Annotated in this window: 9 protein-coding genes; 2 read left to right on the plus strand and 7 right to left on the minus strand. The window is 74.8% G+C overall.

What is annotated here, in order from left to right; genetic code table 11:
• Positions 1–79: 79 nt before the first annotated feature.
• The 4 genes from ABZ495_RS09435 to ABZ495_RS09450 form a co-directional block, all read right to left on the minus strand.
• The gene (locus ABZ495_RS09435; RefSeq protein ID WP_359835095.1) at positions 80–1,882 is read right to left on the minus strand and encodes a GMC family oxidoreductase; all 1,803 of its coding nucleotides are present in this window, start codon (positions 1,880–1,882) and stop codon (positions 80–82) included.
• Between the two features lie 100 nt (positions 1,883–1,982).
• The gene (locus ABZ495_RS09440) at positions 1,983–3,626 is read right to left on the minus strand and encodes a succinic semialdehyde dehydrogenase (RefSeq protein ID WP_359835096.1); all 1,644 of its coding nucleotides are present in this window, start codon (positions 3,624–3,626) and stop codon (positions 1,983–1,985) included.
• Between the two features lie 106 nt (positions 3,627–3,732).
• Positions 3,733–5,496: a protein kinase gene (locus tag ABZ495_RS09445; RefSeq protein WP_359835098.1), complete on the minus strand. Its 1,764-nt coding sequence runs from the start codon at positions 5,494–5,496 to the stop codon at positions 3,733–3,735.
• 159 nt (positions 5,497–5,655) lie between these two features.
• Positions 5,656–6,756, minus strand: a complete 1,101-nt coding sequence (locus ABZ495_RS09450) for a protein kinase (RefSeq protein ID WP_359803516.1) — start codon at positions 6,754–6,756, stop codon at positions 5,656–5,658.
• Positions 6,757–6,867: 111 nt separating this feature from the next.
• Here ABZ495_RS09450 and ABZ495_RS09455 point away from each other — a divergent pair, with 111 nt between their 5' ends.
• Positions 6,868–7,416 carry an SHOCT domain-containing protein gene (locus ABZ495_RS09455; protein ID WP_352291282.1) on the plus strand — a complete coding sequence of 183 codons (549 nt, stop codon included), beginning with the start codon at positions 6,868–6,870 and terminating at the stop codon, positions 7,414–7,416.
• A gap of 45 nt (positions 7,417–7,461) precedes the next feature.
• Here ABZ495_RS09455 and ABZ495_RS09460 read toward each other — a convergent pair whose 3' ends face one another.
• On the minus strand, positions 7,462–9,399 hold the full coding sequence (locus tag ABZ495_RS09460) for a serine/threonine-protein kinase (protein ID WP_359835100.1): 1,938 nt from the start codon (positions 9,397–9,399) through the stop codon (positions 7,462–7,464).
• A 252-nt stretch (positions 9,400–9,651) separates the two neighbouring features.
• On the opposite strand from ABZ495_RS09460, the gene ABZ495_RS09465 reads away from it, so the two are divergent.
• The gene (locus tag ABZ495_RS09465; RefSeq protein ID WP_359835102.1) at positions 9,652–10,248 is read left to right on the plus strand and encodes a hypothetical protein; all 597 of its coding nucleotides are present in this window, start codon (positions 9,652–9,654) and stop codon (positions 10,246–10,248) included.
• A gap of 58 nt (positions 10,249–10,306) precedes the next feature.
• Here the strand turns inward: ABZ495_RS09465 and ABZ495_RS09470 are convergent, their stop codons facing one another.
• Positions 10,307–11,434, minus strand: a complete 1,128-nt coding sequence (locus ABZ495_RS09470; RefSeq protein WP_329488079.1) for a GuaB3 family IMP dehydrogenase-related protein — start codon at positions 11,432–11,434, stop codon at positions 10,307–10,309.
• 509 nt (positions 11,435–11,943) lie between these two features.
• Positions 11,944–13,446, minus strand: a complete 1,503-nt coding sequence (gene guaB / locus ABZ495_RS09475) for an IMP dehydrogenase (RefSeq protein WP_359803510.1) — start codon at positions 13,444–13,446, stop codon at positions 11,944–11,946.
• Between the last annotated feature and the right edge of the window lie 47 nt (positions 13,447–13,493).

Genomic DNA, 13,493 nt, shown 5'->3' on the forward strand with positions numbered 1-13,493 from the left:
AGGGAGCCCGTTTATCCCATCGTGCCCGGACGGCTGTCAACCGGCACCGGCCACGGCTGCCAATCGGACCGGCGGAGCGTCAGGAGCCTCCCGGGTCGCGCTTCTTGGGCACCACCGGAACGGCGAGCAGCGGCAGTCGCAGCGCACCGAAGGCCTCGGCCGGCACGGCCGGACGCACCGGCGCCACCGCCGCGACCCGCCGGTAGGCCTCGCCCGGAGCCGGGCGGCCGTCCGCCTCGCCCTTGTTGGGCCACATCGACATGGCCCGCTCGGCCTGCGCGGTGATCGTCAGCGAGGGGTTCACCCCGAGGTTGGCGGAGACCGCGGAACCGTCCACCACGCTGATCCCGGGGTGGCCGTGGAGCCGGTGGTACGGGTCGACCACGCCGGTCTCGGCGGAGTCGCCGATCGGGCAGCCGCCGAGGAAGTGGGCGGTCATCGGGATGTCGAAGATCTCGCCGACGGTGCTGCCCGCGAACCCGTTGATCTCGGCGGCCAGCGCCTGGGCCCCCTGCTCGGCCGCCGGGATCCAGCTCGGGTTGGGCGCGCCGTGGCCCTGGGTGGAGGTCAGCTGGCCCTTGCCGAGGCCCTTGGTCTTCAGCGAGACGGTGATCGAGTTGTCCAGCGACTGCATCACCAGGCCGATGATGGTCTTCTCCGACCAGCGGTGCTGGTTCATCGACCGCGCGAAGGTCACCGGGTGGCGGGCCGCCGTGCCCAGGTAGCGCAGCCAGCGGGGGCCCTTCCCGCCGCCCTTGACCTGCATGACGGACAGCGCGCCCATCGCGTTGGAGCCCTTGCCGTAGCGCACCGGCTCGATGTGGGTGTTCGCGTCCGGGTGGATCGAGGAGGTGATCGCGACGCCCTTGGTGAAGTCCGCCCGGCTGCCGTAGCGCCGGTCGGTCGTCTGCGCGCCGACCAGCGCCTCGGAGTTCGTCCGGGTCAGCTCGCCGAGCCGGGCGGAGAGCCGCGGCAGGTGGCCGCCGTCGCGCATCCGGTGCAGCAGCGACTGGGTGCCGTAGGTGCCGGCCGCGACCACCACCCGGGCGGCGGTGATCGTCCGCGCGCCCGCCTTGACCCGGTCGGTCGTGGAGCGGGCGTCGGTCCGGCGGACGTCCACCGCGAAGCCCTCGCCGTGCTCGCGGATCCGGGCCACCGTGGTGAGCGGGTGGATCTCGGCGCCACCGCGCTCGGCCAGGTACAGGTAGTTCTCGGTGAGCATGTTCTTGGCCCCGTGCCGGCACCCGGTCATGCACTCGCCACACTCCACGCAGGCCCGCCGGGCCGGGCCCGCCCCGCCGAAGTACGGATCGGCCACCTCCTCGCCGGGCGCCGCCCCGACCGCGCCGTCGGAGTCCTTCCCGTCGCCGAAGAAGACCCCGACCGGCGCCAGGTGGAAGGTGTCCCCGACGCCCATCTTCTCGGCGGCCGCCTTCAGATGGACGTCGGACGGGGTGACGGTCGGGTTGAGCCGGACCCCGAGCATCCGCTGCGCCTGGTCGTAGAACGGCGCCAACTCCTCCTGCCAGTCCGTGATGTGGCGCCACTGGCGGTCCTCGAAGAACGCCTTCGGCGGCACGTACAGGGTGTTCGCGTAGTTCAGCGAGCCGCCGCCGACCCCGGCGCCCGCCAGGATCATCACATTGGCCAGCAGGTGGATCCGCTGGATGCCGTACAGGCCGAGCCTGGGCGCCCACAGGTACTTGGCGAGGTCCCAGGAGTTCCGGGGCAGTTCGTCGCGCTCGAAGCGCCGCCCGGCCTCCAGGACGGCGACCCGGTAGCCCTTCTCGGTCAGCCGCAGCGCGGAGACCGAACCACCGAAGCCCGAGCCGATCACGACCACGTCGTAGTCGAAGTCCGCCTCGTCGCGGGACGCCACCATGTGCCACTGCTCCTTCGGGATACGAACGGACTTCGGGGCCGGGCGCCCGGGCCGGGCGGCTCCGCCGGTCGGTCCGGCCCTCGGGCCGAACCGGAGGGGACTACTTGAACCGCAGCGCCTTCAGGACCCGCAGCCCGCCGGTGAACACCGCGGCGAACTGCCGGTCGTCCAGGCCGAAGGCGGGCGCGAGCGGCATCACCCGCTGGCTGGCGATGGTCTGCGCCTCGGTGAACCGCAGGATGCCCTCGCCGCCGTGCCGCCGGCCGAGCCCGGACTCGCCCATCCCGCCCATCGGCGAGCCGACCGAGCCGTACGCCGCCGCGTAGCCCTCGTTGACGTTGACCGTGCCGGTACGCAGCCGCGCCGCGATCGCCCGGCCGCGCCGGCCGTCCTTCGTCCAGACGCTGGAGTTGAGCCCGTACGGCGTGGAGTTGGCGATGGCCACCGCCTCGTCCTCGGTGTCGAAGCGGTACACCGAGACCACCGGGCCGAAGGTCTCCTCGGAGCAGACCGCCATCTCCGGGGTGACCCCGTCCAGGATGGTCGGCTCGTGGAAGAACGGGCCGAGGTCCGGCCGGGCGCGGCCGCCGGCCACCACCGTGGCGCCGGCCTTGACCGCCTCCTCCACGTGCCGGGTGGTGGCGTCCAGCTGTCGCACCGAGACCAGCGACCCCATGTCCGCGCCGTAGGCGAGGCCGCCGCCCAGCCGCAGCGCACGGGTGCGCGCGGCGAACTTCGCCAGGAACGCGTCGGCCACCGAGCGGTGCACCAGCAGCCGCTCGATCGAGATGCAGAGCTGGCCGGCGGAGGAGAAGCAGGCCCGGACGGCGCCCTCGGCGGCCCGGTCGAGGTCGGCGTCGGCGAGCACCAGCATGGCGTTCTTGCCGCCGAGTTCGAGCGAGGCGCCGACCAGCCGGGCGGCGGCGCGCTGGGCGACCTCGCGGCCGGTGCGGGTGGAGCCGGTGAACGAGACGTAGTCGGCGTGCTCGACGACGGCCGGCCCGACCACCGGGCCGTCACCGATCACGATCTGCCAGAGGTCGGCCGGCAGCCCGGCCTCGATCAGCAGCTCGCGGGCCCAGAGCGCGGTCAGCGCGGTCTGCGTGTCCGGCTTGTTGACCACCGCGTTGCCCGCCACGAAGGCGGGCAGCGCGTCGCCGATGGACAGCTCCAGCGGGTAGTTCCAGGGCGAGATGTGCCCGATCACGCCCTTGGCGCGGCGGGCCTCGACCGCCCGGGTGAGCACCGGCAGCGCCCCGCCGTGCCGCTTGTCGCGCAGGTACCCGTGCGCGGCGCGCCCGTAGTGCCGGGCCGCCATGGCGACGGCCAGCACCTCCTCGAAGGCGTGCAGCCGGGCCTTGCCGGTCTCCGCCTGGATGAGGTCCAGGACCTCGTCCTGGCGCTTGAGCAGCAGGTCGTGGAAGCGCAGCAGGACGGCGGCGCGGCGGCGGACCGGCAGCGCGGCCCAGACCGGCTGGGCGCGCCGGGCCAGCTCGTAGGCGACCTCGACGTCGGCCGGGGTCGAGCGCGGCAGGGCGGCCAGCGGCTCACCGGTCAGCGGGGCGACGGTCTCCACCAGGTCCGGCTCGCCCGCCGCGGTGACCCCGGCGGCGAGGCGGGTGACCAGGGAGGGCGGAACGGCCGCGGCGACGGTACGGCCGCCGCCGGGGGCGGCGGGGTTGCGGGCCGCGGCGCCGGCGCCGGGCTGCTCGGAGACCGTGGCATCTGCTGTGAGGTCCGTCATGGGGCGCAGCCTAGGCGCTCGGCGGCCGGTTCGGTACCCGTCGGTAACAAGAATGTCGGCGCGCCGAGGTGCGGCCGGGAGCCCGCCGACCCGGTGGGGCGACGGCTCAGCGGGTGGGCGTGAAGTCCTTGAGCACCGCGTTGAACCGCTGCTCCCCCTCCGGCCAGTCCTTGTCCGTGTCCGGGCTGGAGAGGTAGATGGCGTAGCCCGTCCCGTCGCGGTCGATGAACTCCGCCTCTATCGCCCGCCGCCGGCCGCCCTCCTTGGCCGCGTAGCTGAACTCCCAGACCGCCGCGTCGTGGCCGTTCACCAGGACGCTGGTCAGCTTGTGCTGGCGGTACTCCTTCAGCTTCGAGACCGTGGTCTCCATCTGCCGCAGGTGCTCCAGCGGCTTGACCGACTGGCCGACGGTGACGGCGAACTGGAGGTAGTGGGTCTTGTTGTCCGGGCTGTAGAAGATCTGGTTCGCGGTGTCGGTGCTGCGCTGCCAGGCCGGGGTGGCCACCGGCAGCGGGAACCGGAAGCCCGCCGGGTCGTCCACCCAGCGGTAGCCGGTGGGCGGGGGATCGGTGTCGCCGGACGCGGTGGGCTGCGGCGTCCCGGAGCCGGTGGCGGTCGGGGAGGGACCGGGCCCCGGGGCTCCCCGGTCACGGGTCGCGAGGAAGGTCGCCCCGGCGGCCGCCACCGCGACGGTCAGGGCGATCGCGACGACCCGCAGCACGGCCCGGCGCCTGGCCGGGCCACGCGCGGGCGAAACGGAGTGCGCTCCCGGCGTGGGCGTGGCGGCGTGCGCTCCCGACATGGGCGTGGCGGCGTGCGCCCCGGACAGCACGGCCGGTCCGGCGGCCCCCAGCGGCCCCGTACCCGGCCGCTCGGCGTCCCCCGCGGCGTGTACCGGCGGCTGCGGCGTGGTCGGCCCCTCGGAGTCGACGGCCGGGACCGGCCCGGCCGGCGCGTCGGTGCGGTCGACCACCGGCACCGACTGGGTGGGCGTCTTGACCGGCGCGACGGGCTTGAAGCCCATGGTGTGCCCGGCCTTCACCTCGGCCAGCATCCGGGCCGCCTCGTCCGCGCTCGGCCGCTCGGCCGGGTCCTTGGCCATCAGCGCGGCCAGCACCGGCCCCAGCGCCCCGGCCCGCTTCGGCTCCGGCAGCGGCTCGCCGACCACCGCGGCCAGCGTGGTCAGCGGCGAGGTCCGGCGAAACGGCGAGTCGCCCTCCACGGCCGCGTACAGCGTCGCCCCGAGGCCCCACAGGTCGGAGGCCGGGCCCGGCCGCTCGCCCTGGGCGCGCTCCGGCGCCAGGTAGTCCGGCGAGCCGACCAGGTCGCCCGGGCGGGTCAGCTCGGTCGAGCCCTCGAAGGTCGCGATGCCGAAGTCCAGCAGCACCACCCGCCCGGTGCCGCGCTCCAGCAGCACGTTGGCCGGCTTCACGTCCCGGTGCAGCACGCCCAGCTGGTGCCCGCGGTGCAGCGCGGCCAGCACCTGGCCGCCGACCTCGGCGGCGGCGCGCGGCGAGAGGGTGCCGTCCTGGCTGATCACATCGGCCAGCGAGCGGCCGTCGACCAGCTCCATCACGATCCACGGCTTGCCGTCCTGCTCCAGCACGTCGTGGACGGTGATCACGCCGGGGTGCTTGATCCGGGCGGCGGCGCTGGCCTCGCGCTTCATCCGGGCGTTCAGGATCTGCAGTTCCTCTTCGGGGAGGTGGCTGACGGTCAGCTCCTTGACCGCGACCTCGCGGTCCAGCATCCGGTCCCAGGCCCGCCAGACCGTGCCCATGCCGCCCCGGCCGAGCCGGTCACCCAGCTCGTAGCGCCCGGCCAGCAGCCGCTCACCCTCGGCCGTCCCCGGCCGGTCCTGCACGCCCATCGGCGACCGCTCCCCCTCCTCCACCTGCCGTCACCGCGACGGAGGGCCCGGTACAGACCACATTTCGAACAGCTCTCACGGCACACCCTAGGCGCACCGCCCGGCCCCCGGTAACCTCCCCCGGCCGCAGGAAGGACGGGGGCGGCCCGGCGGGCACCGTCAGCCTGCGAACATCACCACGGCGGCCACCCCGAGCACCAGCAGCAGGAACACCCCGCCGACCAGGACCGGGCCCAGCAGGGCGGGTGGCAGCAACGGCTTCCGGGCGGGCGGCGGACCGGCGTCGGGCGCTGCCTCCGGGCGCGGGGCGCCGCGGCCGCGCCGACGCGGGTTCAGCGGTACCAGCGGCCCCTCCGGCCGGAGTTCGAGCGCCCGGGCCGCGCGCTCCTCGTCGACCGGCTCCGGGGCGCCCGCCAACAGGTCCGCCAGCTCCCGCCGGATCCCCTCCGCCCCCGGCCGCAGCGCCGGATCGGGCTGCAGCAGCCGCTCGACCAGTGGCGCCAGCGGCCCGCAGACCGTCGACGGCTCCCGCCGGCCGTCGCGCACCGCGGTCACCAACTCGGGCACCCCCTGGTCGGGGTACGGCGACCGGCCCGTCACCAGCCGGTGCAGCAGCACGCCGAGCGCCCAGCAGTCCCCGGCCGGGCCGCCGTCCAGCGGCCAGCGCTCCGCCACCGCACCGACCAGGGTGGCCCGGACCTCGTACCGGCGGCGGCCGCCGGGCCCGCCCAGCTCCTCCGCCAGCGCCTCCTCGGCCACCCCCGGGAGCAGCCCGCCCAGCAGGGCCGCACCGTCCTCGCAGACCAGGACGGACTCGGCGGTCAGGTTGCCGTGCGTGAGCCCGGCCTCGTGCAGCGCCCGCAGCGCGCCGGCGAGGTCCGCCGCCAACTCGGCCGCCCGGTACGGCGCGACCGGTCCGGCGGCGGCCAGGTCGGCCAGCAGCACCCCGGCCGGCCACTCCTCGACCGTCCGGAGCAGCTCACCGTCGACGAACGCGCCGACGCCCTGCAGCAGCCTCGGGTGCACGGGCGCGGCCGAACCGACCTCGGCCACCCGGCGGACCAGCCGCTCGCTCTGCTCGGGCATCGGGCCGTCCGGATCGTCCGGGTCGTGACCGCTCGTCAGCAGCGCGGGAAGCTCCAGCGCGCGCAGCAGGACGGTGGCTCCCGTCCGCTCGTCCACCGCGAGTGCCCGCAGCGCCTCCGGACGGTCCGTCAGTCGGTAACGCCCCGCCAGTACCTGACCCGGACCCGCTCGCATGGGTGTTCCTCTCGCTCACCGCCCAGCCTAGGCCCTGACCGGCCGAACCTCGCCGGGTGCGCGGCGACCGGCCCAACGGGGCCGCGTCGACGACCGCATTACGCTCGTTCCATGGACTGGACCGATCTGATCGACGCGGCCTTCGACGTGGCCGGCAACAGCAACCGTGACAACCGGGCCGAGGCCCTGCGCACCGTCGAGGCGAACGTCGTGCCCGACGAGAAGCCGGTCGCCTCCACGGCCGGGCGCCACCCCGACCACTTCCGCAAGGGCGTACTGGTCCTCACCACCCAGCGGCTGCTCTTCCTGAAGGACGGCAAGCCGCCGGTCCCGGTTCCGCTCTCCGCGGTGACGGACGCGACCGTCAACCGGAGCAGGCTCAACGGCGAGGTGCTGCTGGTGGTCGCGCTCACCGGCTCGCACCGCTTCGAGGACGTGGTCAAGGCCGAGGTGTTCGCCGAGCAGATCCGGGCCACCGCCCGGCTGGTCCGCGAGGCCGCGGCGAAGGCCCCGGCCGCACCCGCCGGCGCCCCGGCCGTCGCGCCGGCCGCCTCCGGCACCGAGCTGCTGGACCAGTTGGAGCGGCTGACCGCCCTGCACACCGCGGGGGCGCTCACCGACGAGGAGTTCAGCCGCGCCAAGCAGCGCCTGATCGGCTGACCACCGCCGGCCGGGCCCGGCCTCGGGCCCGGCCGGCGGAGCCGCCTACGGTGCGGGCTGGAAGGTGTCGAAGGCGACCTGACGGGCCTGCACGCTCGCCGGCGTGCCCCAGTCCGCGTCCGGGGTGATCCAGTAGATCGAGTACCCGTACTTGGCCGGAGTGCCGGTCACGAAGCCCCGGTTGAGCGAGTGCATCCTGGGCGTGCCGTTGGTCCACTCCCAGTCGGCGGAGTTGGCCCAGTCCCGGTAGGTGATGGCCTGCAGCTGCACCCGCTGGTAGTTGCTGACCTGGGCACGCAGCCCCGGCTCGGACTCCTGCCAGTCGGCGACCGCGCTCGGGCCCGGGGTGGTGGTCCACTCGATCTTCAGGGTGCTGCCGTTGCCCTTGAAGACCCGGCGGATGGACTCCGAGCCGGCGGGCTGCAGCCAGTCCGGCAGGACGATCGAGAAGCCGGTCGGGTCCTTGTACTCGTGGTACCCGGCGGGTACCGCCGCGCCGGGAGCCGCCGGGGCGGGCGGCACGGCGGCGGGCTGGGTCGCGGGCACGGCGGCCGGAGTGGTCTCGGCCGGAGCCGCCCCGCTCCCGGCCGGGGTCGTCGCGGCCGGTGCCCCCGGCGCCGGGGTACCGGGCGCGGCGCTGCCGGGCCCCGCGGTGGCGGCCGCCGGAGTGTCGGGTGCCGAGGAACCGGTCACGGCGGCCGGGGAGGTGGCGCCCGCGCCGTTGGCCGCGCCGCCGTCGGCGTCGCCGAAGGCCCGGACCATCGCCACCGCCCCGGCGATCAGCAGCAGCACCACCACGACGGTCACCACGGCGAGCCGCCGTCGGCCCTTGCGCGGATCGGCGCCGGCGGCCTGGGTCGCCCCGAGGGTCCACTCACTGGTCACCGGCCGGATCGGCTCCGCCGCGGGCGCGGCGGCGGCCCCGGCGGCGGGCTTCGCGGTGTCCTCGGCGGGCTCGGCGTCCTTGGCCCGGCTGCCCACCCGGACGGTGCCGAGCAGCCCGCCGATCGTGCGCCGGGAGGCCTCCCCGCCCGTCGGCTTCGCCGTGGCGCCGCCCTCGGAGTCGCCTTCCCCGGCTTCGCCGGCCGCGGGCTCCCCGGCGGCCGGCTTCACCGGCATCGCGTGCTCGGTGGTCGACTCCGCCCGGGTGGTCGCGTCGGCCACCACCCGCTTGAGCAGCGAGCGGGTCTGCGAGGCGTCCAGCCGCTCGGCCGGGTCCTTCGCCAGCAGCCCCTCGATGACCGGCCGCAGCGGCCCGGCGTTGAACGGCGTGCCGAGCTCCTCCGTCATCACCGCCGTCAGGGTGGCGAGCGCCGAACCCCGGTCGTACGGCGGCCGGCCCTCGACCATCGCGTACAGCGTGCCGCCCAGCGACCAGAGGTCGGCCGGCGGCCCGGGCTTCTGCCCGCGGGCCCGCTCCGGGGATATGTACGAGGGCGCGCCGACCAGCATGCCGGTCGAGGTCACCGAGGCGTCGCCCTCCACGCTGGCGATGCCGAAGTCGGTGAGCACCACCCGGCCGTCCTCGCCGATCAGCACGTTGGACGGCTTCACGTCACGGTGCAGGATGCCGTGCGCGTGCGCGGCGACGAGCACCCCCAGCACGTCCAGCGCGATCTCGGCGGCCCGGCCGGGCGACAGCGGCCCGTCCTCCTTGATCACGTCCGCCAGCGAGCGGGACTCCACCAGCTCCATGACGATCCACGGCCGGTCGTCCTCCTCGACGACGTCGAAGACGGTGACGGCCGAGCTGTGCCGGATCCGGGCGGTGGCCTTGGCCTCGCGCAGCGTCCGGACGATCAGCCGGTGCTTCTCGTCCTCGTCGACGCTGCCGTTCATCCGCAGTTCCTTGACCGCGACGATCCGGCCCAGCATCTCGTCCTCGGCACGCCACACGGTGCCCATGCCGCCGCGCCCGAGCACCGCGTCCAGCCGGTAGCGTCCGGCCAGGAGGCGGCCGGTGGAGCCCTGCGCCTGGGTCATTCGGAACGTTCCCCCATGTGCTGCTGGCGGTCGAGGTGACGGCGCGTCGGCCCGGCGCGGGCCCGAACGCCAAGCCTCCATCATCCCCTGTCCCGAGGGCCCGCGACCACCCGGCCCCCGGCCAGCCTGGTGACGGACCGGAACGGCCCCGGCGCTCCGTGCCCGATCTGTGATCGAAAACTCTGTCCGGCCGCCCCCGGGCGCTGCTAGCGTTCGGCAGCTCACCGTCTTTCCCGGGGGGATTCGACGCCCATGACCGCACCCGCACCGGGCACTGACGGCCGGTCGGACCGGCCGCGTACGGCCACGCACTACTCCGTCGCACCGGAACCGGAGACCCCCGAGGGCTATGTCGCCCCGGGCATGCCCGGGGCCCCGGTGGCCGGTTACCACCCCACCCCCGCGCCCGGGCCCGCCCCGCAGGGCCGGCGGCGCCGGGGCCGCGGGGGCCGCTGGGGCGGCCGCACCGCCGTCGCGATCGCCCTCGCCGTCGCCGCGATGCTGGCCGGCGCGCTGGCCTACGGTCTCGCCCCGGCGCGGGCGGCGAGCACCGTCGGCTGGCTGGCCATCGCCCCGGCCGCCGCCGTCGCCCTGCCGCTCGGCCGGCTCGGCGGCCGCGGCCACGCCCTGCCCCCGCTGGGCGCGCTGCTCGCCGCCGGCGCGCTCTTCCTCGGCCAACTGATCGGCGAGGCCCGCCGGCTGCCCGGGCCGACCGGTGCATACGACGCGCTGCTCCGGGACGCCCTCGCCCACTGGCGCGCCGACCGCCACCCGCTGGACGCCGTCTTCTACGGCATCGCGCTGATCGGCGGCTTCCTGCTCACCCGCCGCGCGGCCGCCCGGGACTGAACGCGGGAGGCCCCCGCCGGAACGCGTCCGGCAGGGGCCTCCCGCACAGCGGGGCGGCTCAGCGGTGGTTGAGCGCCGGGTTGACCGTCACCTCGACCCGCTGGAACTCCTTGAGCTCCGTGTAGCCGGTGGTGGCCATCGCGCGGCGCAGCGCGCCGAACAGGTTCATGGTGCCGTCGGGGGTGTGCGACGGACCGGTGAGGATCTCCTCGGTGGTGCCGACCGTGCCGAGGTTGACCCGCTTGCCGCGCGGCAGCTCCTCGTGGACGGCCTCCATGCCCCAGTGGAAGCCCTTGCCCGGGGCGTCCGTGGCGCGGGCCAGCGCCGCGCCGATCATCACCGCGTCGGCGCCGCAGGCGACGGCCTTGGGAATGTCGCCGCTGTAGCCGACCCCACCGTCCGCGATCACGTGCACGTAGCGGCCGCCGGACTCGTCCATGTAGTCGCGGCGGGCGGCCGCGACGTCGGCGACGGCGGTGGCCATCGGCACCTGGATGCCGAGGACGCCACGGGTGGTGTGGGCGGCGCCGCCGCCGAAGCCGACCAGCACGCCGGCCGCACCGGTGCGCATCAGGTGCAGCGCGGCCGTGTAGGTGGCGCAGCCGCCGACGATGACCGGGACGTCCAGCTCGTAGATGAACTGCTTGAGGTTCAGCGGCTCGGCGCCGCTGGAGACGTGCTCCGCGGAGACGGTGGTGCCGCGGATGACGAAGACGTCGACACCGGCGTCCACGACGGCCTTCGAGAACTCGGCGGTGCGCTGCGGGGAGAGCGCGGCGGCGGTGACCACGCCGGAGTCGCGGACCTCCTGGATCCGCTGCTTGATCAGGTCGGCCTGGATCGGCGCGGCGTAGATCTCCTGCAGGCGGCGGGTGGCGGCGGCCTCGTCGGTGAACGTGGCGATCTCGTCCAGCAGCGGCTGCGGGTCCTCGTAGCGGGTCCAGAGGCCTTCCAGGTTGAGCACGCCCAGACCGCCGAGGCGGCCGATCGCGATGGCCTGCTGCGGGGAGACCACGCTGTCCATCGGGGCGGCCAGGAACGGCAGGTCGAAGCGGTAGGCATCGATCTGCCAGGCGATCGAGACCTCCTTCGGGTCCCGGGTGCGGCGGCTGGGGACGACGGCGATGTCGTCGAATGCGTACGCCCGGCGGCCGCGCTTGCCTCGCCCGATCTCGATCTCAGTCACTTCGTTCGAGCCCTTCTGGTTTGTTGCTCATACCCGCCGGGTCACCCCGGCCGCCCCCAGTATCCCGCACACTGTGTTGGTCGCGCGCTCGCCTCCGGGGCGCTCGACCCGGCGCCGACAGTCGTCGCTCCAACGCCCCCCGCATCTTCGCCCGCTCGCCTCCGGGGCGCTCGACCCGGCGCCGACAGTCGTCGCTCCAACGCCCTCGTACCTCGGTCGTCCTCGCTCCTCCCTTTCGGCACCGGCGCGCCCCTTCGGCTCGGGGCGGGCCGGGTCCGCGAGGGCTGGGGCGGGCAGCACCGGCGCGCCCTTCGGCTCGGGGCGGGTCGGGTCCGCGAGGGCTGGGGCGGGCAGCACCGGTCCGGGCCCCTTCGGCTCGGCGCGGGCCCCGATCTGGCTCCGCGGGTCGGGTCGTCCTCGCTTCCTCCCCTACGGCACCGGTCCGCACCCCGGACAAGCACGAGGGACCCACCGCCGGGTGGCGGTGGGTCCCTCGGTGTCGGGCGGTGTCAGCGGCTGGTGTAGTTCGGCGCCTCGACGGTCATCTGGATGTCGTGCGGGTGGCTCTCCTTGAGGCCCGCCGAGGTGATCCGGACGAACCGGCCCTTGCTCTCCATCTCGGCGATGGTGGCCGCACCGACGTAGCCCATGGTCTGGCGCAGGCCGCCGACCAGCTGGTGCAGCACCGCGGACAGCGGCCCGCGGTAGGGCACCTGGCCCTCGATGCCCTCGGGGACGAGCTTGTCGTCCGAGGCCACCTCGGCCTGGAAGTAGCGGTCCTTGGAGTACGAGCGGCCCTGGCCGCGGGACTGCATGGCGCCCAGCGAGCCCATGCCGCGGTAGGACTTGAACTGCTTGCCGTTGATGAACAGCAGCTCGCCCGGGGACTCCTCGCAGCCGGCCAGCAGCGAGCCCAGCATCACGGTGTCGGCACCGGCGGCGAGCGCCTTGCCGATGTCGCCGGAGTACTGCAGGCCGCCGTCACCGATCACCGGCACGCCGGCCGCCTGGCACGCGACCGCGGCCTCGTAGATGGCGGTGACCTGCGGGACGCCGATGCCGGCGACCACGCGGGTGGTGCAGATGGAGCCGGGGCCGACGCCGACCTTGACGCCGTCCACGCCGGCGTCGATCAGCGCCTGGGCGCCGTCACGGGTGGCGACGTTGCCGCCGACCACGTCGATGCCCACGGCGGCCTTGATCTTGGCGATCCAGGCCAGCGCGTTGTGGCTGTGGCCGTGCGAGGTGTCCACGACCAGGAAGTCCGCGCCGGCCTCGACCAGGGCCTGGGCCCGGTCGAACGCCTCGGCGCTGGCGCCGACCGCGGCACCGACGAGCAGCCGGCCCTCGGCGTCCTTGGCGGCGTTCGGGTACTTCTCGGCCTTGACGAAGTCCTTGACGGTGATCAGGCCCTTGATCCGGCCCTCGTCGTCGACCAGCGGGAGCTTCTCGATCTTGTGCCGGCGCAGCAGCCCGATCGCGTCCTCACCGGAGATGCCGACCTTGCCGGTGATCAGCGGCATCGGGGTCATGATCTCGCGGACCTGGCGGGTGCGGTCCGACTCGAAGGCCATGTCACGGTTGGTGACGATGCCGAGGAGCCGGCCCGACCCGTCCGCGATCGGCACGCCGCTGATCCGGAACTTGGCACAGAGCGCGTCCGCCTCGGCCAGGGTGGTCTCCGGGCCGACCGTGATCGGGTCGGTGACCATGCCGGACTCGGAGCGCTTCACCAGGTCGACCTGGTTGGCCTGGTCCTCGACCGAGAGGTTGCGGTGCAGGACGCCGACGCCGCCCTGCCGGGCCATCGCGATCGCCATCCGCGCCTCGGTGACCTTGTCCATCGCCGCGGACAGCAGCGGGATGTTGACGCGCACGTTCCGGGAGACCCGCGAGGAGGTGTCGACCTGGTTCGGCAGCACCTCGGAGGCCCCGGGCAGCAGCAGCACGTCGTCGTACGTGAGCCCGAGCATCGCGAACTTCTCGGGTACGCCTGCGGCGTTGTAGGACATTTGGGGGTACCTTCCGTGGCCGGCCTAATCCGCTCGCGCCCTGAGGG

The organism is Kitasatospora sp. NPDC005748 (assembly GCF_040630735.1).
Classification (GTDB): Bacteria; Actinomycetota; Actinomycetes; order Streptomycetales; family Streptomycetaceae; genus Kitasatospora.

Excerpts from the sequence above, each read along its gene's own strand:
- ABZ495_RS09465 (WP_359835102.1), top strand. The coding sequence starts at position 9,652 with ATGACCGCACCCGCACCGGGCACTGACGGCCGGTCGGACCGGCCGCGT.
- guaB (WP_359803510.1), bottom strand. The coding sequence starts at position 13,446 with ATGTCCTACAACGCCGCAGGCGTACCCGAGAAGTTCGCGATGCTCGGG.
- ABZ495_RS09435 (WP_359835095.1), bottom strand. The coding sequence starts at position 1,882 with ATGGTGGCGTCCCGCGACGAGGCGGACTTCGACTACGACGTGGTCGTG.
- ABZ495_RS09450 (WP_359803516.1), bottom strand. The coding sequence starts at position 6,756 with ATGCGAGCGGGTCCGGGTCAGGTACTGGCGGGGCGTTACCGACTGACG.
- ABZ495_RS09455 (WP_352291282.1), top strand. The coding sequence starts at position 6,868 with ATGGACTGGACCGATCTGATCGACGCGGCCTTCGACGTGGCCGGCAAC.
- ABZ495_RS09445 (WP_359835098.1), bottom strand. The coding sequence starts at position 5,496 with ATGGGCGTGCAGGACCGGCCGGGGACGGCCGAGGGTGAGCGGCTGCTG.
- ABZ495_RS09460 (WP_359835100.1), bottom strand. The coding sequence starts at position 9,399 with ATGACCCAGGCGCAGGGCTCCACCGGCCGCCTCCTGGCCGGACGCTAC.
- ABZ495_RS09440 (WP_359835096.1), bottom strand. The coding sequence starts at position 3,626 with ATGACGGACCTCACAGCAGATGCCACGGTCTCCGAGCAGCCCGGCGCC.